The organism is Reinekea marina, from assembly GCF_030409715.1.
Lineage (GTDB): Bacteria > Pseudomonadota > Gammaproteobacteria > Pseudomonadales > Natronospirillaceae > Reinekea > Reinekea marina.
This window is the reverse complement of sequence record NZ_JAUFQI010000001.1, coordinates 2,401,216-2,423,809: the sequence shown is the minus strand read 5'-3', so window position 1 is coordinate 2,423,809 and position 22,594 is coordinate 2,401,216. Positions and strand designations below refer to the sequence as shown.

The window sequence follows — 22,594 nt, the reverse complement described above, 5'->3', positions numbered from 1 at the left end:
TAAATACCACGTTAAAAGCGAATCTTGATGGAAAAGAATTGATAATTAAGCACGCTGGCACGTGATAGTTAAGAGCAACAGGCCACTACTTGTAACAAGGCACTGATGCATCGTGCCTACGGCACTGTACTCACTGTCGTTCGCCGCAGTGCTTTGCGTTATGTTGCTAAGATTATATAGGGAATAAATGAATAATAAAGAAGATATAGCAAAAATTCTCAGATATATCGAAGAGAACATGCGTGTAACAGAGCAAACCTCAATTGAATACCTAGATTCTCAAGGGAATATAGATCGCCTTAATATTAAGCAAAATCATATCATTTTTGGTCGACGCGGGTCGGGTAAATCTCTATTACTCAAATCCTTAAGAAAGAATAATAATTTTTCCTGTATTAGCGTGAATATGGAAGATTTCAAAGACATTAGTTTCCCAAACTCAATTATTCAAGTTCAAAAAGCTATAATTAAACAACTACTTCCGGCAATAACCCAAGTTCATAAGAAGTTAACATTAGCATATTGGAAGCAAACATTACCGTTAATCAGAAAGTTAAAAAAACAAATTAAAATACTTGATGACCAATTAATTCACCCTGATGAATATGATAAGTCGATAAAAGAAAAAAAGGGAGGGAAAGTATTTGGGAGAGGGAAAAGTAAAGCCGGTGGCAATGAGGTCGAGACAGGCGCAGAAGCTACAGAAGAAATAGAAACGACAAAACAAATTAAAATAGATAAACTTGATGACTTGAAAAATAAACTAACAGACGTTAAAGAACTATTTTCTGAGTCTGCAGAGCTTATTGATAAAGATATTTATTTAATTTTGGATGATTTCTATTTTATCAAGAAAGATGAGCAACCATACTTTTTGGACTTTTTCCATAGGGTATCTAAAAATACACCTTTGTATCTTAAAGTTGCGACAATAAAACATAGGAGTAAACTTTATGTTCAAGATGATAGTTATATTGGTATTGAGATCCCGCACGATGCACAAACACTAAATCTTGACTATAGCTTGCAAGATTTTAATGAATTAGTAATTTTCATGAAAAATCTATTACAGCATATAAATGAAAAGGTTGGCGTTGAAATCGATTACAATAAGTTGATAACTGACAATGCGTTCAGATTTTTATGTTTGGCATCTGGTGGAGTGCCAAGAGATTTTTTCAGTCTTATTATATCTTTAGGATCTTTGCTTGGTGGCGAAAAAGCAATTTCAAAACCAAATGTTATTGAGAAAGCTATAGAGAATGTCGCAAATAAAATGGAGTCCTTCAAAAAAGATGCAGCTGATGAAGAAGTATTGCTTGAGCATTACTTACGAATTATTAAATACGATATAATAGAAAATAAGAAGTGGAATGCATTTCTACTATCAAATACTGAAGTACAAAATCATCCTCAAATACATCAAGCCATCAAAGAGCTAGTTGATTTACGCTTTCTTCACTTGGTAAATTCCAACACTAGTGCATCTAATAGTGATGGAACACGGTATTCTGCTTACATGTTAGATATTGGACTATTCCCAAATTCGAACCCACGAGGCTTTCAACAAGTTGAGCCAGGGCAAAAGGATGAGCACCATAGAGAAGATAAAATACGCTCAGCTCCGAAGCTTGACCTTGAAAGTTTTAGCAAAAGGATTGACGAACTTAAACTTCCATTAAAACTAGATGTGACAGACTGACATAGTGCAACATAACAAGCGCAGCAATCGGGCTTTGAACTTCCCCCGTTTTAGTGGACACCTCTAGATAACGCATCTGGAGGTAATTTTGCCAAAGTATAATAATCCACGTAAAACGTGGCAGTATTCAACAGAGTTTAAAGTTCGAGCTGTTAAAATGAGCTATCAACCTGATATTAAAAGTTCTCAGGTTGCGGAAGGCTTGGGTATTCATCCATTTATGTTGTCCCGTTGGCGCAAAGAGTATCGAGAAGGCCATCTTCAAGGTGATGGAAAAAGGCGAGTAGGTTTGTCAAAGAAACGCAAAGTGAAATCGGCGAAGCAAATAACTGAGAACGCTCAGTTAAAAAAAGAAATCGATAGATTAAAGAGGGAAAATGACCTTCTAAAAAAGTGGCAACAGTATCTGGCGGATCAACATCAGAACGATTTGGGTTCATCCACAGATACGGAAAAGAATTAGGGGTACGTAACCTTTGTCGTTGGATGCAGGTATCGCCCAGCGGCTACTATGCATGGCGTCAGCGAGGGACAACAGATCGGGCATTGTCCGATCAGCAATTGTTAAAACAGATCACGAAGATATTTAACGACAGTCACGGACGATATGGCAGTCCTAGAGTCTATGAATCCCTGCGTCAGAGCGGTTACCGCATCGCTAAGAAGCGTGTCGAGCGGCTAATGCGTGAAGCAGGGCTCAAAGCCAGGGTCACCAAAGTAACGCGGCGAATGCCCGGACTTAAACGCTTCATAGCGAAAGGTGAAAATCGATTATTAGCGCGCGACGCTGCAACGGCACCGGATCAAGTTTGGGTCGCCGATGTAACCTATATTAAATTACAAGGAAAGTGGACGTATTTAGCAACGATCATGGATCAATACTCGCGCCGGATATTGGGTTGGTCATTATCCTATTCTAGAACAACGGAGTTAACGACAACCGCTTTAAGGTATGTCATTAAAAAAGGGCGAAACCCAAAAAATGTTATTTTTCACACCGATAGAGGTGTTGAATTTACGGGCTCGGTCTTTCAATCTGAATTGGTAAAATATGGTATGCATCACAGTGTCAATCGACCAGGACATTGTACAGACAATGCGTTCATGGAATCGTTTTACCATTCTTTAAAAGGTGAGTTAATCCGGCAAACCTATTTTAAAGGAATAGAAGAGTTGCGATCTGAGCTTAGCAGGTATATAAATAAATTTTACAATACGGTGAGGTTACACTCAGGTATTGGGTATATGTCACCAATTAATTATGAACAAATGGCAGCGTGAATCCCCGAGGTGTCCATTTTATCGGGGGAAGATCACTTGCAAAACTGTGGCTCGCTTTACCAAAAAGCCGGCAAAACCAGAGCCAGTTTTATAAGCCGTTGTGACGGGCGTTATATGTTTTTCAAGGAGTAGTTATGCATCAAGCATTAGCCGATTCAACTTTTAGAATTCAATGCGGAGTAAGCTCTGGTAGTGGATTTAGTTATCGCAATAATAATATTGTAGTTACTAACCACCATGTGATTGAGCCAAATCTGTTAAATAACCAGCCAATTGCTGCGATTACGGAAAACGGAACACAATTAAGGGCAACCTTATTGAGCCACTCTGATAAAACACAATACGACTTTGCAATATTAGAGTTGGAAGACCCGTTGCCTGCTAATAGAAATGTACTTCAGCCCAACTTAACCGCTGAAGCGGTTAGAGGATCTAAATTGCTATTTTCGGGTTTTCCTCACGGTATTCATGACTTGTTAGTTCATGAAGCAATTGTTTCAGGACCAGTTCAACAACATGCATTCTACATCGACGGCTCTGTTAACGGTGGAAATTCTGGTGGACCGATTGTAAACAGTGCTGGCGAGCTTTTAGGTATCGTTACACAACGTCGTTTTTTGGGAGGTCAATCTTTACAAACTCTTGGGCAGCAAGTTGCTCAATTAGGTGATCAGTGTGCAGGTATCGCAAACCGTGGCTCAGTTCAGATAATGGGTATAGACTTTAGGCAATTCGCAAATATGATCGCGCAAGGCTTAGGAGCTATGTCTCAAGTAATAGAAGCTAACGCAAATTCAGGTATAGGTATAGGATTTAAAATTCAATTCATGAATGCAGAATTCGAACGGTTAGGTTTATAAACGTAAAATAAGTTGCTCAAACGGGCAATGAACTGTAAATACCCCATCTACAACACAGCGTGCCCTTAGAATATTTAGGCTACCTTCTTATACTCTAGTGGCGTCATATCATTTAGTGAGCTGCTTCACTTCATGCAAGTTGTTGAAGATATAGCAGTCCAATACATCGCCTCGGTACGTTCGGTTAAACCGCTCGATATAAGCGTTTTGGTAGGGACAGCCAGGCTTGATATAATCTATCCTAATGCCATGTGCCTTCGCCCAATTCACAAACACGTCTGATGTGAATTCACTGCCATTATCCACCCGTATCTTTTCTGGGTAACCATGCCAGTCTGCAAGCTGATCAAGGTAACGGATGACTCTCAGCGACGGCATACTGGTGGCGATATCGATACCCAATACCTCTCGATTAAAATCATCAATGACATTGAGTGTACGAAACCTCACCTTGTTGTGCAGACTGTCGCTCATAAAGTCCATTGACCAGGACTTACCTAAAGCATCCGGTACGGCTAATGGCTCTGGATCGCGATTGGGCAGTCTTCGTTTAGTTTTACGTCGTAGGTTAAGCTTAAGCTCTGTATAAACACGATAAACTCGCTTATGGTTCCAGTGGTGACCAAGTTTTCTTAGACGCTTGAAACACTTTGGAAAGCCCCAGCGGTGATGCCTTTCGATCAGCTGAGTTAAGGCGTCAATGATTTCATCATCATTGCTACTCTTGGCTTTGTAATAATACGCGGTGCGACTTATACCCACTACCTCACAAGAGGTGACGATACTGGCTTTATATTGCACCTGGAGCTCATGTGCCCAGACTTTTCGTTCTGCCACAGGTGCTATAGCTTTTTTATAATATCCTCTTGCATCTGTGCTTTGAGGCTCAATTCGGCGTACATCTGCTTGAGTCGGCGATTTTCTTCTTCGAGTTCTTTTAACCGGCGAACATCAGTTGCTTCCATACCGCCGTATTTTTCGCGCCATTTATAAAAAGTTGAGTTCCCAATACCATATTTTCGGCAGATATCCTTAACAGGCATGCCTGCTTCAGCCTCATTTAAAATGGCCACAATTTGGCTTTCTGTTATACGTTTACTCATCGTTAAATTCCTTACTTTAGTTTAAAAGAAATTCTACGGTTGAGCTGTATTATTTTAAGGGATAGTTACACCAAGAGTTTAAACATCACTTAATACATTTTTAACTGGGTTTTGAAAGTCTGAACTGAACAGACCGGCGGTTTGAATATCAGTAACCCAACTAGAAGCAGCCGGGTAATCACGTAAACGATGCTCTGCAAACCTACGTTCAAGACCTTCGTTGTGAATGTTGGCGGCTTCTAGTTCTCTATTTGAAATTGCTAGCTGATATTCAAGGCTATCTACTTGGTTTGAAAGGTCTTGCTCACGAGGAGTGTCTTTTTTGAATGGGTTTTCTATACAAAAATTTAAACATTGGACCGATCCTTTAAGGGTTAATATGATGACGATTTATATACTGTTAACCCTTTGAATCTGAACTGAATATGAATTGACTTTAAACATGCATATTTATCGTTACTATTTGGTTCATATTCATTATTTTTCAATTCTTTAGAGGTATTGAATTATATGAATTCAAACCTTTTTTAATTAACCATATAGCTAAAACAATCTCTTGTATAACTAGTGGAATTGTCATCGCAATAAACGTACTTGAAATAACGTCAATGGCATCAAAAAGGATTAGAAAACTCGTGAACATAGCGAGTATATTTCCTAGTAGCCCCCAGTACGATAACCACAAGGGCGCAAGCTTATACTTTATAAAAATGTAAAACAGAATGAGATTGCCTAACCCAGTTGCAAGCATCACCCCCATGTGATTCGTTAAATCTCTACCTAATTTAAGTATTTCTCCCAAAGTTTCAATTGTACTTGTGTCGGGGTTTGATACGGATAAGTACTTACTACTTAGAAGAATGAATAGGGGAAGAAGTATCACTCCTATAATCTGAAATACGCACGACAATAAGCGAAATGAAACAAAACCGATTGCTAGGCTCTTATTGTATCGTCTTAAAATGGGATATAAGAATAATGCAAATCCAAAATATATAGGAACAAGGAGGAACTGGAATACAGCACCTATTAGAACTCTCGTTCCGTGAGGTGCCGATTCAGACAAATACTCTATACCTTCAACATATGGGACAACGCTAAATATCCCGCAGATAATACCTGAAAATATTAGTAAGCCAGCAGCCGAGGACATCGTCTTTTCTGAAATAGGGTGGTTTATTGTCAACATTTTTTTTCTCTCTAATTGGATTTCCCGCTATTTTAGGAAATTAGTATGCTAGTAGATTGTAAAAAATGGACATTTAGTCTTTTAATTTCCAAAAATTTTTTGGGCTGAATCCTGTGAGCGATTTAAATTCATTGTTGAAGTGTGCTTGATCGAAATAGCCGGTTTTTTGAGCTAAATCAGTTAAACTATCAGAATTTATTTGATTGGCAATTGAGGCTTCAAAGCGAACAATTCTTGAAAAGATTTTTGGGCTGAAACCGGTAAATGCCTTGAATCGTCTACCAAATTGCTTTTCAGAAAGGTGATACTTTTTAGCTAAGTCTTCTATTCTTAAAGTACCAAGTGACAAGTCAATTTTGTTAATTGAATTAAGTATAAGGCGATCATTCGAAAACCTCTCATTTAGCATGGAAAGTATAAAATCTGATAGTATTTTTATGCGTTTCTCTGTTGTATTTGGAGACGCAATCATTTCGTTCAATGTTTTACCTTTCGAACCTAAAAAGGTATCAACTGATATAAACTCGTTACTAAGATCCAATGCTTGAGTATCGAATACCCTATTTAAGGCATATGAATTAAACGTAACGCCAATTAAATGATTGTACTCTGATACTACAGCGGTTCTGGGTAGATAAGTGTGTCCCTGTATGCTTGAAAAAACTAAGTCAGCATTTGGTTTAGTATTATTAAAAGCAAATGTTATTTCAGTTAAGCGATTGGCAATGATGTAATGAGTATTATTTGGTTTGCTTAATATTGATTCCCAACTACCAGTCCAAAAATGGCTGACTATACCTCTTAATTCAATGCAAGGCTGGATAATGGAATGAATCAATTTTGAATAACTAATTTGAGGTATAGGAGTTGGCTCATTGATCTGCTTAATTCAGTTATAAATTTACTGAATTGTAGCCAATATTTTTTATAACCTCCAATTTCAGGTCAGTCTCGATAGTTCAACATTACAATGATTATCATTTAAACTTTTTCATGCATATCACCACCCATTCAGCATCCTTAGCCTTTTCCAACTTACCCCGATAAGTGCGCTCACTAATCGCCAATTGTCTATAAGTAAGCTGCTTAGAAGGAGCTTAATAGGACAGACACTTTATAGCTCAAAATCTCTACCAAGCAGGCAAAACTTATTTAGACACGTATTTTAAAAATCGAAAGCCCCATTTGACCAGTAATAAATATCTCTGCGAAAAAATTCACTTCAATTGTTGTTCCTGATTAAGATAGACGTTAAAAAGCTAAAATTCAGGCAGTATAAATCCTTCAATGATCTGAATTAAGGTAATAGATGTTGATATCTAGAACTAGGTCAGTATAAGGCTTGTCGCGGGTATTCGCTTGTAACCCAAATGAGTACACTTAAACTTCACTGAACTTAATGAACCAGCCATGACTTTAAAACTGGTTTCAAAATACTTAACATTCTGAAGCCAGTTTTTAGGGGCTATCTTTAACCACTCAAGAATGGACGGCAGTCGAACCCTTGAGTATTTAAACTGAGCGAGGGATGCGCCCCCTTTGGTCGCGGCTCTGCGGGTCGAACCTTATAAGTGCATACGAACGAAGTCCGTACTAATCGATATTCCACAAAAAAGCCCGCACTAAGCGGGCTCTTTTGTGGAATATGGCGGAGAGTGAGGGATTCGAACCCCCGGTAGGTTGCCCTACGTCTGATTTCAAGTCAGGTGCATTCGGCCGGACTCTGCCAACTCTCCTTGAGTTGCGCGAATAATACAGTCCTGAAATTTCGTGTCAACAAAAAATCTCGCTAACTTGCTGAAAATTAACAAAAAGTTTTGAATTGTTGAACTTTTGAACAATTCTTTGATGTGCTTTTTTGCGATTAGTGCATTTTTGTTGGATCTTTGTGCAGTTGGGTTTTGAGGTTGCCTTTTATATTTTTATTACCGTATTAGCCTATTTAGCTTTATATATATCTAACGCGCATAGTTAAGGGGAAATGGTTGAACAAATAGGACTAAAAGGAATTTTTGACAGGGGTACTTAAGTGCTAGGCCCTTCATGCGGGTAGTTACCTCATTTAGGTCAATTTCTTGGCATGTTTGTAATATTGACGATAATAAGCTCAAAAAACGTGCATCATTCGTCATCTGCAACTATTATAGTGGGCTAGGTGTGATAGAAGTCACAAGCTGTGTGTGTAATTAATAGCAAGGAATGATATGTCGGTTTTATCCAAAGGCATCATCAGCTCAATTCTCGTGGTGAGCCTGATGTCACCTGTTTCGGCTGCATCACTTCAAGATAAATATGAAGTCGCGCGAACCAAGTTACTGTATTTATTAAGCATTAATGATTTTAATGAAGCATCTGCGTTGGTGGCTGAAAAGTCTAGCCTGTTTACGGGCTCTAGCTTGGAAGGCGATTGGCTTTATTTAGAAGGCTTGGTTGCGGCAAAGCAGGGTAATTTAGAACAAGCCGCCTTTATTTTAAGGCAGTTACACACGTCATCTCTCGATAATAAACAATGGCTGTTTGATTTAGCCGTTGTTGAACTCAAGTTAAACAACCCGGAATCCGCTGAAAAAGCTCTAACAGCTTGGCTTGCAGAGCACCCAAACCATGTGCCGGGTCGATACTATTTAGCCATGAGCCATTACCAACAAGCCAATTATAAAAGTGCGATAGACGTTTTATTGCCGCTTGAAGAGGGCATAGATGCTGCAGCAACCACCAATATTACGCCTGATAAAATATACTATTTACTCGCCGCGAGTGCTTATAAAGGCAATCAAAGTGCCTTGGCGTTACGCTCAGCTAAAAAAGTAGTGGTAATGGGTAACAGCGATTACGAGGCCTCCGCCAACGTGATTATTAATAATGTACGCAGCGAGCGTACTAAAATTTGGTCGGTAGAACTCAGTGGCAAAGCCTCATACGACTCTAATGTGGCTTTAGCTATAGATTCTGAGGCACAAGAAGATGTTCGTGGTACCCTACAAATAGATGCCAGTATTCAACCGGTGCGCCCAATCACCTTAAATTACAATGGCGCTCTTACAGAACATGCCGAGGTAAGTGAATACAACTTACAATCTCATAAGGTAAAGGTACATGTTAACCCTGGCTTTAAAGTTGTTCCCACTGGATTCGGTTATAGCTATAGCCAATCGTTTTTAGATAAAGCCGAATGGCAACACCAGCATCGGTTATTTCTTGAGTCTCAATGGCAGAAGCTTGCCGTTAATGCCGAGCTTTCTAGCCTACTTTATCCCGACAGCGAATCACAAAATGGTTTTGTAGGTGGCATTAATGGTGCCTATACGGTAACGAAAGCCAATGCTTTGCCTTTGCTATCCATCAATGCGGGGGCTAAAGCCCAAGTTAATGAGCAATGGGAAGCAAAAAGCTTGAGTGCTCAAACAGGTGCTGCATTTGTTGCCATGGTATCTAACTGGCAGCTGCAAGCAAAAGGTGATGTGAGCTACACCGAATACGCACCCGGGTCTGTTCAAGAATCTAAATTAATGGCGAGCACTTCGTTTGTAGGTTCGCGCATACTCTTTTCTAATTTAAGGCTGACATTATCAGCCGATTCGTTTTGGGTACTTGCAAGCCCAGAACAATTTGATTATCAGCGTTATGTTTTAAGCAGTGCGCTGGCATGGAGGTTTTAATGATGATCAAGCGATTATTGATAGTGGGTTTGAGTGTGTTGTGGGCGCAATTAGCGATAGCAACTACAGAGCCGGTTGGAAATGCAGTTGTGGTGATTGGCTCGGTCACGGTTAAGCGTGATGCAACCGGCCAAAGTGAAGCCTTAGTTGCGCAAGGTGAATTGTTTTTAAATGATGTGATAGTTACTGGCCCAGATGGGTTGGCAAAACTTTTATTGCGTGATGACACTATTTTAAAAATATCACCCAACAGTGAAGTGGTTATTTCTGAAATGATCGCCGGCCCCGATGCCGAAGGCCGAAGTAAAGTTGATTTGCTGAAAGGGCGCTTGCGCTCAGTTATTGGTAACAAGCTAGGCGAGAACACCAAGTTCGATATTGAAACTCCAGTTGCCGTAGCCGGTGTACGCGGTACCGATTTTGAAGTGGTACACATTCAAGTGAATGGCGAATGGGTAACCGGCGTGCGTTGTTTTGATGGCTCGGTAGAAATAACCTCTACAGGGGCAGGGTTAGCTAACAGCGCGGGTGTTATTATTTTACCCGCGCAATATACCAGCGTAAAAGCAAATGCACTGCCGACACCCGCCACAGATATAAATGCCGACCAAAACCTATTGGAGCAATTAGGTGCCAGCAATGCCGATAACTCCGACGATAATTTAGAGTTAGATTCCATTTTAGACTCGATAGAAATTCAAAACATAACCTTGGATATCAGCACTATTGAAAGCTCGTTACTTGAAAGAATTGTGCAATCTAGTGTTTTAGAATCGGTTGTTAACACGGGCGGTGTTACTGGGGCTGCTTCTGCGGGCGCGTCGGCCAGTGTGGGGTCTACTTCGGCAAGTGTCTCTGTAGGCGACGGCGGTAATGCATCGGTTCAAGTGGGTTTACCCAGCACCACATTAACCACCATTATTGAAGACCCTCAGTTAGACATTATTACGGAGCCAGTAGAAGTGCCATTGCCCGGTGTAAATTTAGAGTTTGAAGTTGAATTACCAACAGTTGAGGTTGAAGTCGCATTATGAGTTTGCGCATATTGAAGAAAAAAAACGCACAGCTTGCGTTTTTGTTAATCGCGGTTTTTGCAACGTTAACAAGTTGCCAGTGGGAGAATCGTGCCCAAACGTCGCTTAATGTTTCAGTTGGGTATCAATCTGAAAGTGCGCGCTTTGCTGATAGAGCCAGTATCAGTTCGGTTTATCCAAGTATTGGTACTATTTGGGTCAGTATTGAAACGCCTACGCTCAATGTTGTGCAAATAAATGAGCAATATAATAATGGCCAGTTAACGTTAAATACGGCTAAGTCGGCGATTAAAATAACCGATACAAACGTCAGTTTAAATGTCCCAACCGATGAAACCCTAACCGTCAGTATTGAAGCGTTTAACATCGCCAATTTAAAAGTATTCAGTGGGTCTACCGAAGTAGCACCGGAAGCGTTAGGCGGCGCTAGTGTGCAGGTGACAGTGCCTATTCAGGCTGATATTGATGCCAGTGTGCCTATTTTGGCATCGGATGAAAACTGCAAAGATACAGACGATGATTTTGATGGTATATGTGGTGACTTCGAAGACCTATTTCTAAACGCGCTTGGTCATCCTGATATAGATGGCGACAATATTATTAATTCAAAAGACCCGGATTCTGACGGTGATGGTGTTCTAGATAAATATGATCGTAATGAGTCAAGTTTAGTTAGTGGGTATACGGTAAGCAATGATGGCTTTCCTATGTTTCTAGTGCCAAATACTAGGCCGACTATTCAAAATTTTACCCTTTCGGTCATAGATACTACTTTGCATACCATGGAGTTACCATTAAGCTCAGAAGTGGATAACGATGTAAACGATGAAATAACCTATTGGGTTGTCGGGAATCTTCCCTTAGGAGTTAGTGCTCGAACCATAGGGAATACATTGGAATACCAATACACTGGAGTTTTGCTGGCAAGTTTACTTAGCCATACCATTCAGATAGAAGCCTATGATATCGCTGCCTTATCGTTAATCGAAAGTGAAAACCCACCTGGTCCAGTCACTTTTGAGGTCAAAGTCGAAGTGCTTCCTGGTGTAGGTCTTATGTTTTAGTTACTCTAAATGACCTTCCTAACAAAGCTCAACAACACCATTTTAAAAGGCGGTACTAAAAACAACCGCCTTATTTCGGTGTTGATTGCGTTATCCTTTGGTGTATTTTCTGTTTTATTGATGGAAGTGGTAAAACCCAACCTATTTGAAGACATCGAAGGAAACTTACTCGATGCAAGGTTTCAAATTCGTGGCGTGGTTCAACCCAGTGGTTTAGTTAACTTAGTATCGGTCGATGATGAAAGCATCGAAGCCATCGGGCGCTGGCCTTGGCCGAGAGACATTCAGGCCAAGCTCATAGAAGAAATTCACCGCCTTGGAGCGGTAACTATCGGGTTAGATATTATTTATTCAGAGCCCGAAGGTTCACCTTTAGACAGCGTTATAGAAAACCAAAACTGGACGCAAAGTGAACGTGCCAAGTTAAAGCAATTGCAATCCCAAACAAACCGTGACACCGCACTGACCACGGCCATATTTATGGTCGGCAATGTGGTGAATGGTCAGTTTTTCTATTTAGATGAACAGGGCGATGCTTTAGGTGCAGATTCCATAGCCTTGTCGCACTCTAAAGTCGATGCCATAAAATCTAATACTGAATCGTTTCGAGCCATGGACTTTTCTTCAGTCACTACAAATTTAGATAGCATCGCAATGGCTGGCAATGGCGCTGGCTTTTTTAATCAAATTCCAGAGCTCGATGGTGTGGTACGCAAAGCACCCTTAGTCATTCGGTATCAAGATAATTTGTACCCAAGCTTGGCACTCAAAACTTTGGCCCACTATTTAGATGATAGCCCTATTATTGTTCAAGCCTTAGGGGGTTATATAAACCAAGTGTTGGTGGGTGATCTGGCTATAAAAACCAACGAGCAGGGTGGTTTGCCCATTAATTATCGAGGGCCTAAAGAAACCATTAAAACCTACAAAGCCATAGATGTGCTGCAAGGGAGGCTGCCTGAAGGCATTTTTAAAGACAAAATGGTGCTGCTGGGTTCCACCGCCATCGGTGTGTTTGATTCACACTCGGCTCCTTTTGGTGCCGAGTTCCCTGGCTTAGAAATTCAAGCAAATGTGATCGAGAATATCGTGTTAGGTGATCCACTGAGCCGTAACGCGAACCATAAATTGGTCGATATAATCACCGTAGTGGTGGGCTGTTTAATTATTGGCATTGTTATTCCATTTACCTCAAGAACACCAACGCGTGTATTGCTTTATTTAACGATGTTAAGCGTGTTGCTGTACCTAAACTTTTTGGCTTTTTCTGAATTAAACCATTGGAATAATCTGTTTTACCCTACGGCCACTTGGTCACTGTGTTTTATTTTTATCATGTTTTATCAGAGCTTTATGGTTGAAGCGCGTTATTCGCACGTTCGCTCTGCCTTTAAACATTACTTGTCACCCGCTTTAGTAGACCAGTTAACGGCTAATCCTGATTTAGTGAATTTCGGTGGTGAAGAGAAAGAGCTCAGTATTTTATTCAGTGACATTCGAAACTTTACTAATTTATCGGAAACGGTCACGCCGAGTGAATTGTCTCGGTTTTTGCAAGCCTACATGGATCCAATGACCGATTGTGTACTGGACAATAACGGCACGCTGGATAAATACATTGGTGATGCGGTTATGGCTATTTTTGGCGCGCCGGTTCCGTTCGATTCTCACCCAGTGGATGCCTGCCAAGCGGCAGTCGACATGATTAAAGCACTCGATCATATCGTAGAACGTGTCCCCGATTTAAAACGTCTATTTCCTGTTAAAGCTGGCATTGGTGTTCATACCGGCAATGTAGTGGTCGGGAATCTGGGCTCAAGCCAGCAGTTTAATTACACTGTAATCGGCGATAGTGTAAATTTAGCCGCCCGTATTGAAAGCCTCACCAAAAGTTATGGCGTGGAAATTATGATCAGTGATGCCACCTATAAAAAGGTGAAGCATCATTTTGTGTGTCGAGATTTAGATCGAGTTCGGGTCAAGGGCAAGCAAGAACCTGTTGAATTGTACGAACTTCAAGGTACGGAAATTTCTACAGAGCAAGTTAGGTTTAACGAACAGTGGCAACAGGCCTTAAATCAGTATCGGCGCCGTGAATTTGAACAAGCGCTCACAGCGTTTAATCACCTTCAAACCTTACAGCCTGAAAATGTATCGGTTTTGATGTATGTTGAGCGTTGCCAATACTTTATAGCCAACCCTGTAGGCATTGATTGGGATGGTGTTTATACCCACACCTCTAAATAGGCACCGCCGTGGTAAATTTAATGCGTTCCATGGCAAAGCTCGAGCTGACGTCGGCTAATGGAACTTTACTGACCAAATTCTTATAAAACGCATCGTATGCACTGATGTCTTTAACCACCACGCGCAATAAATAATCTACATCGCCACTCATTCGGTAGGCTTCTAACACTTCGGGCAATACTTCAAGTGCACTGTAAAATTGTTCTATCCATTCATCGTTGTGTTGGTTTGTTTTGATAAAGACAAACACATCGATGCCTAAATCGAGCTGTTGCCGATTCAGCAAAGCGACGCGTTTTTCAATGTAGCCACGGTTCTCTAAATTTTGAATGCGCCGCCAGCAAGGGCTGACGGTTAAATTTATGGTCTCAGCAATATCGGCTACCGAGAGGGATGCATCTTGCTGGAGCAGGTTTAAAATGGCTTTGTCGGTACTGTCGAGCATAAATTACCCTGATTATTTTATATATTGGTAAAACATACCCTTAAGTAGGCTAAATGTCGAAAATTTAGTCATATTTTTGCGGCTTGCGGCTATTACACTGGTTACATTCAAAACACAGCCAATCTATCGAGGTGATTTATGTCCATTCAGCCAGTATCCAATCAGCATCAAAGTGATGAACAATGGCAAAAAATTGCTGCGCACATTATCAAAGAATCGGATGATCGTATTTACGCCGACTGGACCGCCAGTGGCCGCCTTTATCAACCCATTGAAGATCGCATTGCCCAAATAGCCGGTAAATACATGGCCAATACCCACACTGAAGAAAGTGTGACCGGGCGAACCATGACGCATTGGTATGATGAGGCGGTGCAACGTATTAAAAGCCACGTCAATGCCGCGCCAGAAGATGCCTTAATCAGCGTTGGCAATGGCATGACAGGTGCCTTAGCAAAGCTTATTAGAATGTTAGGTTGGTGGGCGCACGAATCGTATAAAGAGGCGGTGTTGGCGCATGGTTTTGAGCGGCCTTTGGTGTATATCACACACCGAGAGCACCATTCAAATCAAACTATGTGGCTAGAAAGCCTAGTGGAATTAAAGGTTATTCCTGCGCTAGAAGGCGATGCCATAGATTTACCCTGGTTAAAAACCGATCTGGCCAAACAAGAACATCGAAAAATAAAAATAGCCTCTATCACGGCCGCTTCGAACGTGACAGGCATTGTGACTCCTTATCATGAAATCGCCAAGCTGATGCACCAGCACAGTGGCTTATGTTTTGTCGATTTCGCCGCATCAGCACCCTACGTTGAAATAGATATGCACCCCAGCGAATTGGAATCGCTCGATGCCATTTACTTTTCGCCTCATAAATTTTTAGGCGGACCAGGCTCTAATGGTGTGCTTATTTTTAATGGCAAGCTGTACAGCAACCAAGTACCTGAGCTTCCTGGTGGTGGTACCGTGGTATGGACGAACCCGTGGGGTGAACATAAATTTGTCAGCGATATAGAGCAGCGTGAATCCGGTGGTACGCCAGGTATATTGCAAACCATCAGAACAGCTCTGGCGATTCAACTTAAAGAAGAGATGGGTGTAGAAGCCATCATGACAAAAGAGCGGCAAATCAATGAGGTGTTTTTCTCGCGGTTGCAAGCTATCAGTCACGTTAAAATTTTATCGGGGCACCATAAAGACAGGCTCAGTATTTTCTCTATTATTTTTGAAAACCTAGATTACCATGAGGCTGTAACGCTTTTGAGTGAGCAATATGGTATTGAAACACGTGGCGGCTGCGCCTGCGCTGGCACATACGGGCATCATTTGCTTAATATTGATCATTGCACGTCTAACAAAATTACCCAAGCATTAAGCGATGATCATCAAACAGTGAAGCCCGGTTGGGTCAGGGTGAGTTTTCATCCGGCGATGTCATTAGCCGAAGTTCATAAGGTAGCCGATGCCATAGCAGCCATTGCTAATAACCAAACCTTTAACGAGTCGCCAATAAAATTAAACAAAGCGCCTAATCTTTGGCAAAGCTTGTTGAGTTAATAACCTGTTTAACAGTAAGCTAAGGCTAACTGTATTTGAGATGGCATTATGACTGCATTTACCCTGTCTACTTCCGATTCACTTAAAGAAGCCCTAGCGCAACGCGAAGACGTGTTGTCGGCGAACCATGCGATTCGATTGCACCGTGCAATTAGTTGGTTAAAAAGTGCAGAGCAAGCGCAAAGTTTAGATATAGAGTTTATTTCTTTATGGATCTCGTTCAGCGCTTGTTTTTGTGTTGACGAAGTAGGAGATGAGCCTTTAGAGACACTGGAGTCGTTTCAGCAGTTTATTGAACTGATTGTGAATCACGATGAAGAGCAAAAGATATACAGTTGCTTGTGGGAGGAATATTCCGGGCATGTTAAATCTCTCGTTAAAAATCCTTTTGTTTTTTTGCCGTTTTGGCACGCCCAACGTAATGGAACAAACTATTGGCAAGCCGAGTTTGATCAATCCTCCATTAAGGCATTAAACGCACTTAGCCGTAAACGCGTACCCGAATTGTGCTCGATAGTGCTAGACCGTTTATTTGTATTGCGCAATCAAATTGTGCATGGCGGCGCCACCTTTGAAGGACGTGTTAACCGAGAACAGGTGCGAGATGGTGCAGGCTTATTGGGCACCTTAGTGCCCTTATTTATAGAAATTATGCTCAGTGCTGGCGAAGAAGATTGGGGCGATGTGCGTTACCCGGTCATTAATCGGCATTAGCCAGTTGCTGGTAGGCGTTACGCGTTAAGTTAACCGGCGTATCGCCTTTAACCAATACGTTGTCTTCAATGCGAATGCCGCCAAATGGTTTTAGTTGTTCAATTAAATCTAAGTTACAACCATGGTCACTGATGTTTTCTACCATGTTATTAATGAGCATCGGAATAAAATACAAACCAGGCTCAATGGTGATGACCATGCCATCTTCGAGTCGGCGCGTTAGTCGTAAAAAAGGTGCTTCTTCGGGAGAGGGTTTAATGTCTCCTTCTGAGTTTATTTGCTTGCCCGCAATATCGTGGACTTGTAAGCCGAGTAGGTGCCCAATACCGTGTGGGAAAAATACTTGAGGAATGCGCTTTTCAAGTTGCACATCAACACTGTGTGAGCAAATGCCTGTTTCTTTCAAAATAGTGGCAATGCCAACCAACGTTTGTTGATGCACCGCTAAATAGTCAGTGCCTGCTGTACAGGCAGCGCAAAGCTCTTGCTCTAAGGTATCCATTTTGTCGAGTAAGGTTTTAAATAAGCCGGTGTCGTTGGTTACTGTCCGGGTAATGTCGCTGGCGTAGCCATTGATTTTTGCGCCCGCATCGATAATTAAGGTGCGATGCTCAGCCGGCGGCAAGCGGTTTTTACGCTCGTAATGCAGCACTGCCGCCGATTCGTTTAGCCCGACGATGGCACTGTAGGGTTCTTCGGCTTGCATTTGTTCACTGGCGTTTAAAAAGGCTTGGTGAATGCTAACTTCACTAGCACCATCATAAAAGGCTTTTTCGGCTGCTAAATGCCCTTTGACGGCGTTGATATTAGCTTGTGTGAGTTGGTCAACTTCCCAGTCGGTTTTATAAGCTCGCTGGTACGCCAAGGCATTTACAACGGTGTTTGGGTTTATTTCTCCACTCAAAGCAGGAGGTAAATTCTCAGGATCATTCACTAAAATAGCAATATTTGATGGCAGTTGGCTCATCCAGTCGTTTGTGGCGGCCGCTTCTATTTGCCAATGTTCCGTCCAAGGGCCTTCAGGCGCATTTGGAATAACGTGCCAAAAGTCTTGTTGGGCCGGCCAGTATAAAACAGGCTTTTGGCCTGGCGTAATCAAGATCCAAGTGAGAGGATCCACATTATAGGGCAGCCATTGTTGTGCGAAAGGTGCCGGTTTATAAGGGTGGCTCATGTCGTCACCCGCGTAATAAGTTAATGCGCCACTGCTGATTAAAATGCCGTCTAGTTGGTATTGCTTACAAAGAGCGTCATAACGTTGTTGAAGGGTGTTGAGGTGTTGCAAGTAGTTATGCATGACGGGCTCCTAAGTGAATGATATGCTGAAGGGCGCGAGTGTAGCTTAGTTCTTAGCGGGTTGCTATTTGCTCGTGGTCATTGCAACGGTAAGCCAACGCAAAGGCACATTTACATTAAAAAAATAAAAATAGAGGTTCAAGTTTAGTGAAAAGCATTGCAGTAAAAATTTTGATTGTCTTAGCCGTTTTAGTGGTGCTGGTCGCATTTTTTTTCAAAAGTGAATTAAAGCAATTAAACCACACGATTAAGCTGTTTAACCCTAATGTTATTGTTCATAATTTTTCAAATATGCAAACAATGGCACCAACAGTGACCATAAAAAGAACGCCACCTGTTCAACACTTTGGTCGTAAGCCTTTGCCGTTGCCTGAATCGTTCACGTTTAATAAAAATGTTTTCGATGTTGAAAATTGGCTACAAAATACCAGTACAACAGCGTTGGTGGTAGTAAGAGGAAACGATATTGTGCATGAACAGTATCGTTTAGGAACAGAAGAATATGACCAGCGCATTTCTTGGTCTGTGGCTAAGTCTTTCTTAAGTGCATTGTTTGGTATCGCCGTAAACGAAGGCGCCATTGCAGATTTAAATGCACCCGTAACCGAGTACGTACCTCGATTAAAAGGCACCGGTTATGAAGGCGTGAGCATTAAAAATGTTTTGCAAATGTCGAGCGGTATTCACTTTAATGAAGACTATGGCGATTTTAACAGTGACATCAATCGCTTTGGTCGAATTATGGCGTTGGGTGGCAGCTTTGATGATTTCGCCAGCTCTTTCTCGAGTAATCGTGAGCAGGGTATCTACATGCATTACGTGAGTATCGATACGCATGTTATTGGCATGGTATTGCGTGCTGCAACGGGCGAATCTATTGTCGATTACTTCAACGATAGGCTTTGGTCAAAATTAGGGACAGAGCGCGATGCCATTTATATTACCGACAGCCAGGGTGAGCCGATGGTATTGGGCGGGTTAAATTTAATATCAAGAGATTACGCGCGTTTTGGTAAGTTGTATCGAGATTTTGGTCGAGTCAATGGTGAGCAAGTTATCCCGGAGCAATGGATTCAAAGCAGTATTACCCCAGATGCGCCACACCTCATGCCAGGTAAACGAAGTACATCGAGCACAACCTTTGGTTATGGGTATCAATGGTGGGTTCCTGAAAACGCCGACCAAGAATTTATGGCTATTGGCATATACGGGCAGTTTATTTATATTAATCGCGCACTCGATGTGGTGATCGTAAAGAACAGTGCCGATATTAATTTTATGGAAAATAATGGAGAAGCCAACTTGAAGGCCGTGGCCGCGTTTAGGGCCATTGCATCATCAGTCAGTGATAAAGGGGAGTAACATGAGCGATTATAAAGTAACGGGCAGTTGCCTTTGTGGCGATGTGGCTTTTGAAATAACAGGGCACTTAAACTTGTTTCAATATTGTCATTGTACGCGGTGCCAAAAAGTGACCGGCAGTGCATTTGCTTCTAACATGTTTGTAGAAGGCGATCAGTTTAAATGGACTCAGGGTGAAGATAATATTTCAGAATTTCATTTGCCTGAGGCAAAGTATTTTGGAACTTGTTTTTGCAAAACCTGCGGGTCTGCTTTGCCATGGCAACCCAAAGGGCTAGACCGTCGCATCGTTCCAGCCGGTTCTTTAAATGAAGATCCGCAATTGAAGCCTTCGCAGCATAATTTCATGCAAGAAAACGCACCTTGGCACCGCCACAATGATGACTTGCCAATGCACGATGCTATGCCGCCCCGAAAACCAAAGGCTTAATTCACTTTTTGCTTTAAGTTGGTTACGGCCACAGAGGCGACGAAAAACACAACAGCCATCGCAACGATGGCTGGGCCGGTTGGTGCATCAAACTGCCAAGAGCCAGAAATGCCCAACCACACCGATAACACCGCAATAATGGTTGCAATAACGCCCATTTGTTCGGGTGTTTTTGCAATAAAGCGTGCCGCGGCGGGCGGAATAATCATCAAGGCGGTAATCAGTAACACCCCCACAATTTTCATGGCGGTCGCAATGGTTAAGGCCACCAATAGTAAAAACACCACCTTAATTAAGCTCGTGTTAATGCCCTCTGCTTTGGCTAAATCTTCATTCACGGTAATGGCCAGTAGCGGCTTCCAAATGGTAATGAGCAGCGGCAAACCGATGGTAATAATGATGGCGACTAACCATAAATCACTTGATCCTACTGAAAGTAAATCACCAAACAGTAGGCCTGTTAAGTCGGTTCGTATTTGAGTAGAAAAAGCTAACACCAGCATGCCTAAAGCAAGAGATCCATGAGACATAATGCCTAAAAGCGTATCAGCGGGAATTCTATGTTGATGCTGCAATGCAAATAACAACAGCGCCAACATAGACGTTATTAATGCAATACCTACAGTAATATTCCAGTTGAGTAGCACGGCTAGGGTTATTCCCAGTAAACCCGAGTGCGCCATCGTTTCGCCAAAATAGGCCATTTTTCGCCAGACTAAAAAACTACCGAGCGGACCCGCTAGTAACGAGATGAGGCTTCCTGCAACTAGGGCGGGCCAAAGTAAATCAATCATGGTGGTGGCCTCCGCAGTCGCCTAAATCGTGAGTGTGATCATGTTCGTGGGTATAAACCGCTAGGGCTGGTGCAAACTCTTTGCCAAACAGCTGAGTAAACTCTGGGTGTTGTGAAACCGATTCAGGGTGGCCAGAGCAACAGATGTGCTTGTTTAGACAGATTACTTGATCAGTTGCGGCCATGACGATGTGCAGATCATGAGAGACCATCACAATGGCGCAGCCAAGTTCCGTTCTTAATTTTTGAATAAGCTCGTAGAGCTCTACCTCGCCGTTAAAGTCTACCCCTTGAGCGGGTTCATCAAGCACGAGAATGTCGGGCTTGGCCAACAATGCACGCGCTAACATCACGCGTTGAAACTCGCCACCGCTTAAATTCTGGACACTTCGATGAATAAGGTGTTCTACACCAGTTCGAGCCAGCGCTTGCACGGCATCATCTAAACTCGCCGTTCGTGTCAGCGTCATAAGCCGGTATACGTCTAAGGGTAGCGAATCATCAATGGATAACTTTTGAGGCATATAGCCAATGGTCAGCGATGGCTTGCGATGTATTCGACCTTGGGTAGGCTTTTGTATGCCAATCAGTGTTTTTATTAAAGAGGATTTACCGGCCCCATTAGGGCCGACAATGGTGACAATCTCGCCGGCGCTGATGGTTAAATTCACCTGTTCTAAGATTGATTGACCATTAATGGTTAAGCCAATATCTTTGGCGTGTAATAAAACTGAGTGTGTAGACGTTGACGGCACGAAACTGCTCCTAGGCTAGTGCTGCCATGATGACGGCGATTGGTAAAAAATCAAGGCCTGCATGGACATTAGCGCCTTCTATCGGTAGCCTTCGCATTCTCAAGCTTAGGAGTCTGTCTCGTGTTCAAAACCCTTCCATTTCGCCTACTATTTACTGTGCTGTTGTTAAACGCTTGGAATGTACATGCTGAATCGCTAAAAGTAGCCGTCAGTATATCGCCGCTGCACAGTTTGGTGTCTCATTTAGGTAAGGACGTTTTTGAGCCATCACTTATCTATTCAACCGATCAATCGCCGCATTCGTCTGCGTTAAAGCCTAGCCAGCTTCAACAGGTTGTCGATGCCGATGTACTTATATGGGTCGGCGAAGACCTAGAGCAAAGTTTAGGGCGATTAATAGAGCAACGAGCGCTTAAGAGCACTATTGTGCAACTGTTTGATGAAAATGGACTTACCGGGTATGAGCATGGCTTGAAGTTGCTAGAGAATCGGCCAAGCTTATTTCCGCAGCAAGAAGGCCTACACGATGACCATGATAGTCATGACGAGCATGATGCTCATGAGCACGGTCACGACCATGGTCAGCTTGACCCACATTTTTGGCTAGATCCGCTTAATGCAATTGCGTTCAGCAAAGCAGTGGCCGAGCAGCTTATACAGTTAGATCCTAGCCATAAAGATAATTACGAAGCCAACCTGAAGCAATTGATCATCGATTTGAATATTCTGAATCGGAACATTCATGTTGAGACCGCCGGATTAAAGACTAAGCCATTTATAGTGTTTCATGATGGCTTTCAATATTTTGAAGCCACCTATCAACTAAACGGCATTGGCGCAGTCGTGTTAAACCCTGAGCAACCGCCAGGACCGAAAACGCTGAGTTTATTAATTGATGCGGCCAAAAACTACTCGGTTACCTGTTTATTTTCAGAGCCGCAATATGATGCTCGCTACCTGAATGTTATTCAATCTAAGTTGCCGTTTGCAAAGATTGGGGTAATTGACACACTAGGCAGCAAACTTGAACCAGGACCGACCTTATACTTTGAATTATTAACACAGTTGTCGGCCAGTATGTCTGAGTGTTTGGAGTAAGC

General features: G+C 42.2%; 28 protein-coding genes, 1 tRNA gene and 1 pseudogene. 15 read left to right on the top strand and 15 right to left on the bottom strand.

Features of this window, described 5'->3' with window-relative positions:
• Nucleotides 1–45 precede the first annotated feature (45 nt).
• Complete coding sequence (locus tag QWZ13_RS13100) at nucleotides 46–240, bottom strand: hypothetical protein (RefSeq protein ID WP_290282154.1); 195 nt, start codon at nucleotides 238–240, stop codon at nucleotides 46–48.
• On the opposite strand from QWZ13_RS13100, the gene QWZ13_RS13095 reads away from it, so the two are divergent.
• The 4 genes from QWZ13_RS13095 to QWZ13_RS13080 all read left to right on the top strand — a co-directional run bounded on the left by QWZ13_RS13095 (nucleotide 239) and on the right by QWZ13_RS13080 (nucleotide 3,843).
• Nucleotides 239–1,702 (top strand): ORC-CDC6 family AAA ATPase, encoded by a 1,464-nt coding sequence (locus QWZ13_RS13095; protein ID WP_290282153.1) that lies wholly within the window; start codon nucleotides 239–241, stop codon nucleotides 1,700–1,702. The genes QWZ13_RS13100 and QWZ13_RS13095 overlap by 2 nt on opposite strands.
• An 88-nt stretch (nucleotides 1,703–1,790) precedes the next feature.
• Nucleotides 1,791–2,983 (top strand): IS3 family transposase gene (locus tag QWZ13_RS13090; RefSeq protein ID WP_290282152.1). Its coding sequence is split into 2 segments (ribosomal slippage): nucleotides 1,791–2,088 and nucleotides 2,088–2,983, totalling 1,194 coding nucleotides; the frame shifts between segments, so codons are not numbered across the junction.
• 9 nt (nucleotides 2,984–2,992) lie between these two features.
• Nucleotides 2,993–3,115: a hypothetical protein gene (locus tag QWZ13_RS13085; protein ID WP_290282151.1), complete on the top strand. Its 123-nt coding sequence runs from the start codon at nucleotides 2,993–2,995 to the stop codon at nucleotides 3,113–3,115.
• A gap of 2 nt (nucleotides 3,116–3,117) precedes the next feature.
• On the top strand, nucleotides 3,118–3,843 hold the full coding sequence (locus tag QWZ13_RS13080) for a S1 family peptidase (protein ID WP_290282150.1): 726 nt from the start codon (nucleotides 3,118–3,120) through the stop codon (nucleotides 3,841–3,843).
• A 108-nt stretch (nucleotides 3,844–3,951) separates the two neighbouring features.
• Here QWZ13_RS13080 and QWZ13_RS13075 read toward each other — a convergent pair whose 3' ends face one another.
• The 10 genes and pseudogenes from QWZ13_RS13075 to QWZ13_RS13035 all read right to left on the bottom strand — a co-directional run bounded on the left by QWZ13_RS13075 (nucleotide 3,952) and on the right by QWZ13_RS13035 (nucleotide 8,267).
• Complete coding sequence (locus QWZ13_RS13075) at nucleotides 3,952–4,680, bottom strand: IS3 family transposase (RefSeq protein WP_290282149.1); 729 nt, start codon at nucleotides 4,678–4,680, stop codon at nucleotides 3,952–3,954.
• A 5-nt stretch (nucleotides 4,681–4,685) separates the two neighbouring features.
• Complete coding sequence (locus QWZ13_RS13070; RefSeq protein ID WP_290282148.1) at nucleotides 4,686–4,946, bottom strand: transposase; 261 nt, start codon at nucleotides 4,944–4,946, stop codon at nucleotides 4,686–4,688.
• Nucleotides 4,947–5,035: 89 nt separating this feature from the next.
• On the bottom strand, nucleotides 5,036–5,158 hold the full coding sequence (locus tag QWZ13_RS13065) for a hypothetical protein (protein ID WP_290282147.1): 123 nt from the start codon (nucleotides 5,156–5,158) through the stop codon (nucleotides 5,036–5,038).
• Between the two features lie 272 nt (nucleotides 5,159–5,430).
• Entirely contained in the window at nucleotides 5,431–6,099 is a 669-nt protein-coding gene (locus tag QWZ13_RS13060; protein ID WP_290282146.1) for a DUF4386 domain-containing protein, read from the bottom strand.
• A 109-nt stretch (nucleotides 6,100–6,208) separates the two neighbouring features.
• Complete coding sequence (locus QWZ13_RS13055) at nucleotides 6,209–6,544, bottom strand: helix-turn-helix domain-containing protein (RefSeq protein ID WP_290282145.1); 336 nt, start codon at nucleotides 6,542–6,544, stop codon at nucleotides 6,209–6,211.
• Between the two features lie 168 nt (nucleotides 6,545–6,712).
• Nucleotides 6,713–6,973 (bottom strand): annotated as a pseudogene (locus QWZ13_RS19940) (DUF6597 domain-containing transcriptional factor); the annotation flags it as partial.
• A gap of 633 nt (nucleotides 6,974–7,606) precedes the next feature.
• Complete coding sequence (locus tag QWZ13_RS13050; protein ID WP_290282144.1) at nucleotides 7,607–7,744, bottom strand: hypothetical protein; 138 nt, start codon at nucleotides 7,742–7,744, stop codon at nucleotides 7,607–7,609.
• A 37-nt stretch (nucleotides 7,745–7,781) separates the two neighbouring features.
• Nucleotides 7,782–7,871 (bottom strand) — tRNA-Ser (locus QWZ13_RS13045).
• Complete coding sequence (locus QWZ13_RS13040) at nucleotides 7,833–7,976, bottom strand: hypothetical protein (RefSeq protein ID WP_290282143.1); 144 nt, start codon at nucleotides 7,974–7,976, stop codon at nucleotides 7,833–7,835. Before QWZ13_RS13040 ends, QWZ13_RS13045 begins: the two co-directional genes overlap by 39 nt.
• Before the next feature lie 117 nt (nucleotides 7,977–8,093).
• Entirely contained in the window at nucleotides 8,094–8,267 is a 174-nt protein-coding gene (locus QWZ13_RS13035; protein ID WP_290282142.1) for a hypothetical protein, read from the bottom strand.
• A 72-nt stretch (nucleotides 8,268–8,339) separates the two neighbouring features.
• Between QWZ13_RS13035 and QWZ13_RS13030 the strand changes: the two genes are divergently transcribed.
• From QWZ13_RS13030 to QWZ13_RS13015, 4 genes are read left to right on the top strand one after another with little or no spacing between them, the layout of a single operon-like run.
• Nucleotides 8,340–9,794, top strand: a complete 1,455-nt coding sequence (locus tag QWZ13_RS13030; protein WP_290282141.1) for a tetratricopeptide repeat protein — start codon at nucleotides 8,340–8,342, stop codon at nucleotides 9,792–9,794.
• Entirely contained in the window at nucleotides 9,782–10,828 is a 1,047-nt protein-coding gene (locus tag QWZ13_RS13025) for a FecR family protein (protein ID WP_290282140.1), read from the top strand. The genes QWZ13_RS13030 and QWZ13_RS13025 overlap by 13 nt, the downstream gene beginning before the upstream one ends.
• Nucleotides 10,825–11,892, top strand: coding sequence for a hypothetical protein (locus QWZ13_RS13020; RefSeq protein WP_290282139.1), 1,068 nt, complete (start codon nucleotides 10,825–10,827; stop codon nucleotides 11,890–11,892). Before QWZ13_RS13025 ends, QWZ13_RS13020 begins: the two co-directional genes overlap by 4 nt.
• Before the next feature lie 9 nt (nucleotides 11,893–11,901).
• Nucleotides 11,902–14,139, top strand: coding sequence for a CHASE2 domain-containing protein (locus QWZ13_RS13015; RefSeq protein WP_290282138.1), 2,238 nt, complete (start codon nucleotides 11,902–11,904; stop codon nucleotides 14,137–14,139).
• Here QWZ13_RS13015 and QWZ13_RS13010 read toward each other — a convergent pair.
• The gene (locus QWZ13_RS13010; RefSeq protein WP_215998679.1) at nucleotides 14,132–14,584 is read right to left on the bottom strand and encodes an Lrp/AsnC family transcriptional regulator; all 453 of its coding nucleotides are present in this window, start codon (nucleotides 14,582–14,584) and stop codon (nucleotides 14,132–14,134) included. The two genes, QWZ13_RS13015 and QWZ13_RS13010, sit on opposite strands and share 8 nt — an antisense overlap.
• Nucleotides 14,585–14,660: 76 nt before the next feature.
• Here QWZ13_RS13010 and QWZ13_RS13005 point away from each other — a divergent pair, with 76 nt between their 5' ends.
• From QWZ13_RS13005 to QWZ13_RS12995, 3 genes are read left to right on the top strand one after another with little or no spacing between them, the layout of a single operon-like run.
• Nucleotides 14,661–14,879: a hypothetical protein gene (locus QWZ13_RS13005; RefSeq protein WP_290282136.1), complete on the top strand. Its 219-nt coding sequence runs from the start codon at nucleotides 14,661–14,663 to the stop codon at nucleotides 14,877–14,879.
• Entirely contained in the window at nucleotides 14,777–16,144 is a 1,368-nt protein-coding gene (locus QWZ13_RS13000; RefSeq protein WP_290283367.1) for an aminotransferase class V-fold PLP-dependent enzyme, read from the top strand. The genes QWZ13_RS13005 and QWZ13_RS13000 overlap by 103 nt, the downstream gene beginning before the upstream one ends.
• Before the next feature lie 48 nt (nucleotides 16,145–16,192).
• Nucleotides 16,193–16,858, top strand: coding sequence for a HEPN domain-containing protein (locus QWZ13_RS12995; protein WP_290282135.1), 666 nt, complete (start codon nucleotides 16,193–16,195; stop codon nucleotides 16,856–16,858).
• On the opposite strand, the gene pepQ is transcribed toward QWZ13_RS12995, so the two are convergent.
• Nucleotides 16,845–18,155 carry a Xaa-Pro dipeptidase gene (pepQ, locus tag QWZ13_RS12990; RefSeq protein WP_290282134.1) on the bottom strand — a complete coding sequence of 437 codons (1,311 nt, stop codon included), beginning with the start codon at nucleotides 18,153–18,155 and terminating at the stop codon, nucleotides 16,845–16,847. The genes QWZ13_RS12995 and pepQ overlap by 14 nt on opposite strands.
• A gap of 146 nt (nucleotides 18,156–18,301) precedes the next feature.
• On the opposite strand from pepQ, the gene QWZ13_RS12985 reads away from it, so the two are divergent.
• Together QWZ13_RS12985 and QWZ13_RS12980 are read left to right on the top strand one after the other, a co-directional pair.
• Nucleotides 18,302–19,516, top strand: a complete 1,215-nt coding sequence (locus QWZ13_RS12985; RefSeq protein WP_290282132.1) for a serine hydrolase domain-containing protein — start codon at nucleotides 18,302–18,304, stop codon at nucleotides 19,514–19,516.
• Nucleotide 19,517: 1 nt separating this feature from the next.
• The gene (locus QWZ13_RS12980) at nucleotides 19,518–19,946 is read left to right on the top strand and encodes a GFA family protein (protein ID WP_290282131.1); all 429 of its coding nucleotides are present in this window, start codon (nucleotides 19,518–19,520) and stop codon (nucleotides 19,944–19,946) included.
• Here QWZ13_RS12980 and QWZ13_RS12975 read toward each other — a convergent pair.
• Both QWZ13_RS12975 and znuC read right to left on the bottom strand, forming a co-directional pair.
• Nucleotides 19,943–20,740, bottom strand: a complete 798-nt coding sequence (locus QWZ13_RS12975) for an iron chelate uptake ABC transporter family permease subunit (RefSeq protein ID WP_290282130.1) — start codon at nucleotides 20,738–20,740, stop codon at nucleotides 19,943–19,945. The genes QWZ13_RS12980 and QWZ13_RS12975 overlap by 4 nt on opposite strands.
• Entirely contained in the window at nucleotides 20,733–21,494 is a 762-nt protein-coding gene (gene znuC, locus QWZ13_RS12970) for a zinc ABC transporter ATP-binding protein ZnuC (RefSeq protein ID WP_290282129.1), read from the bottom strand. Before znuC ends, QWZ13_RS12975 begins: the two co-directional genes overlap by 8 nt.
• A 26-nt stretch (nucleotides 21,495–21,520) precedes the next feature.
• Here znuC and QWZ13_RS12965 point away from each other — a divergent pair, with 26 nt between their 5' ends.
• Both QWZ13_RS12965 and QWZ13_RS12960 read left to right on the top strand, forming a co-directional pair.
• Nucleotides 21,521–21,685 (top strand): hypothetical protein, encoded by a 165-nt coding sequence (locus QWZ13_RS12965; RefSeq protein ID WP_290282128.1) that lies wholly within the window; start codon nucleotides 21,521–21,523, stop codon nucleotides 21,683–21,685.
• Complete coding sequence (locus tag QWZ13_RS12960; RefSeq protein ID WP_290282127.1) at nucleotides 21,615–22,592, top strand: zinc ABC transporter substrate-binding protein; 978 nt, start codon at nucleotides 21,615–21,617, stop codon at nucleotides 22,590–22,592. The genes QWZ13_RS12965 and QWZ13_RS12960 overlap by 71 nt, the downstream gene beginning before the upstream one ends.
• Nucleotides 22,593–22,594 lie beyond the last annotated feature (2 nt).

What these genes read in the sequence shown, in the direction of transcription:
- QWZ13_RS13025 (WP_290282140.1), top strand. Translation starts at nt 9,782, where the DNA reads ATGGAGGTTTTAATGATGATCAAGCGATTATTGATAGTGGGTTTGAGT.
- QWZ13_RS13100 (WP_290282154.1), bottom strand. Translation starts at nt 240, where the DNA reads ATGTTCTCTTCGATATATCTGAGAATTTTTGCTATATCTTCTTTATTA.
- QWZ13_RS13070 (WP_290282148.1), bottom strand. Translation starts at nt 4,946, where the DNA reads ATGAGTAAACGTATAACAGAAAGCCAAATTGTGGCCATTTTAAATGAG.
- QWZ13_RS13020 (WP_290282139.1), top strand. Translation starts at nt 10,825, where the DNA reads ATGAGTTTGCGCATATTGAAGAAAAAAAACGCACAGCTTGCGTTTTTG.
- QWZ13_RS13030 (WP_290282141.1), top strand. Translation starts at nt 8,340, where the DNA reads ATGTCGGTTTTATCCAAAGGCATCATCAGCTCAATTCTCGTGGTGAGC.
- QWZ13_RS13015 (WP_290282138.1), top strand. Translation starts at nt 11,902, where the DNA reads ATGACCTTCCTAACAAAGCTCAACAACACCATTTTAAAAGGCGGTACT.
- QWZ13_RS13080 (WP_290282150.1), top strand. Translation starts at nt 3,118, where the DNA reads ATGCATCAAGCATTAGCCGATTCAACTTTTAGAATTCAATGCGGAGTA.
- QWZ13_RS12975 (WP_290282130.1), bottom strand. Translation starts at nt 20,740, where the DNA reads ATGATTGATTTACTTTGGCCCGCCCTAGTTGCAGGAAGCCTCATCTCG.
- QWZ13_RS12995 (WP_290282135.1), top strand. Translation starts at nt 16,193, where the DNA reads ATGACTGCATTTACCCTGTCTACTTCCGATTCACTTAAAGAAGCCCTA.
- QWZ13_RS13060 (WP_290282146.1), bottom strand. Translation starts at nt 6,099, where the DNA reads ATGTCCTCGGCTGCTGGCTTACTAATATTTTCAGGTATTATCTGCGGG.
- QWZ13_RS13095 (WP_290282153.1), top strand. Translation starts at nt 239, where the DNA reads ATGCGTGTAACAGAGCAAACCTCAATTGAATACCTAGATTCTCAAGGG.
- QWZ13_RS12980 (WP_290282131.1), top strand. Translation starts at nt 19,518, where the DNA reads ATGAGCGATTATAAAGTAACGGGCAGTTGCCTTTGTGGCGATGTGGCT.
- QWZ13_RS13055 (WP_290282145.1), bottom strand. Translation starts at nt 6,544, where the DNA reads ATGCTAAATGAGAGGTTTTCGAATGATCGCCTTATACTTAATTCAATT.
- QWZ13_RS13035 (WP_290282142.1), bottom strand. Translation starts at nt 8,267, where the DNA reads ATGACGAATGATGCACGTTTTTTGAGCTTATTATCGTCAATATTACAA.
- pepQ (WP_290282134.1), bottom strand. Translation starts at nt 18,155, where the DNA reads ATGCATAACTACTTGCAACACCTCAACACCCTTCAACAACGTTATGAC.
- QWZ13_RS12965 (WP_290282128.1), top strand. Translation starts at nt 21,521, where the DNA reads ATGATGACGGCGATTGGTAAAAAATCAAGGCCTGCATGGACATTAGCG.
- QWZ13_RS13010 (WP_215998679.1), bottom strand. Translation starts at nt 14,584, where the DNA reads ATGCTCGACAGTACCGACAAAGCCATTTTAAACCTGCTCCAGCAAGAT.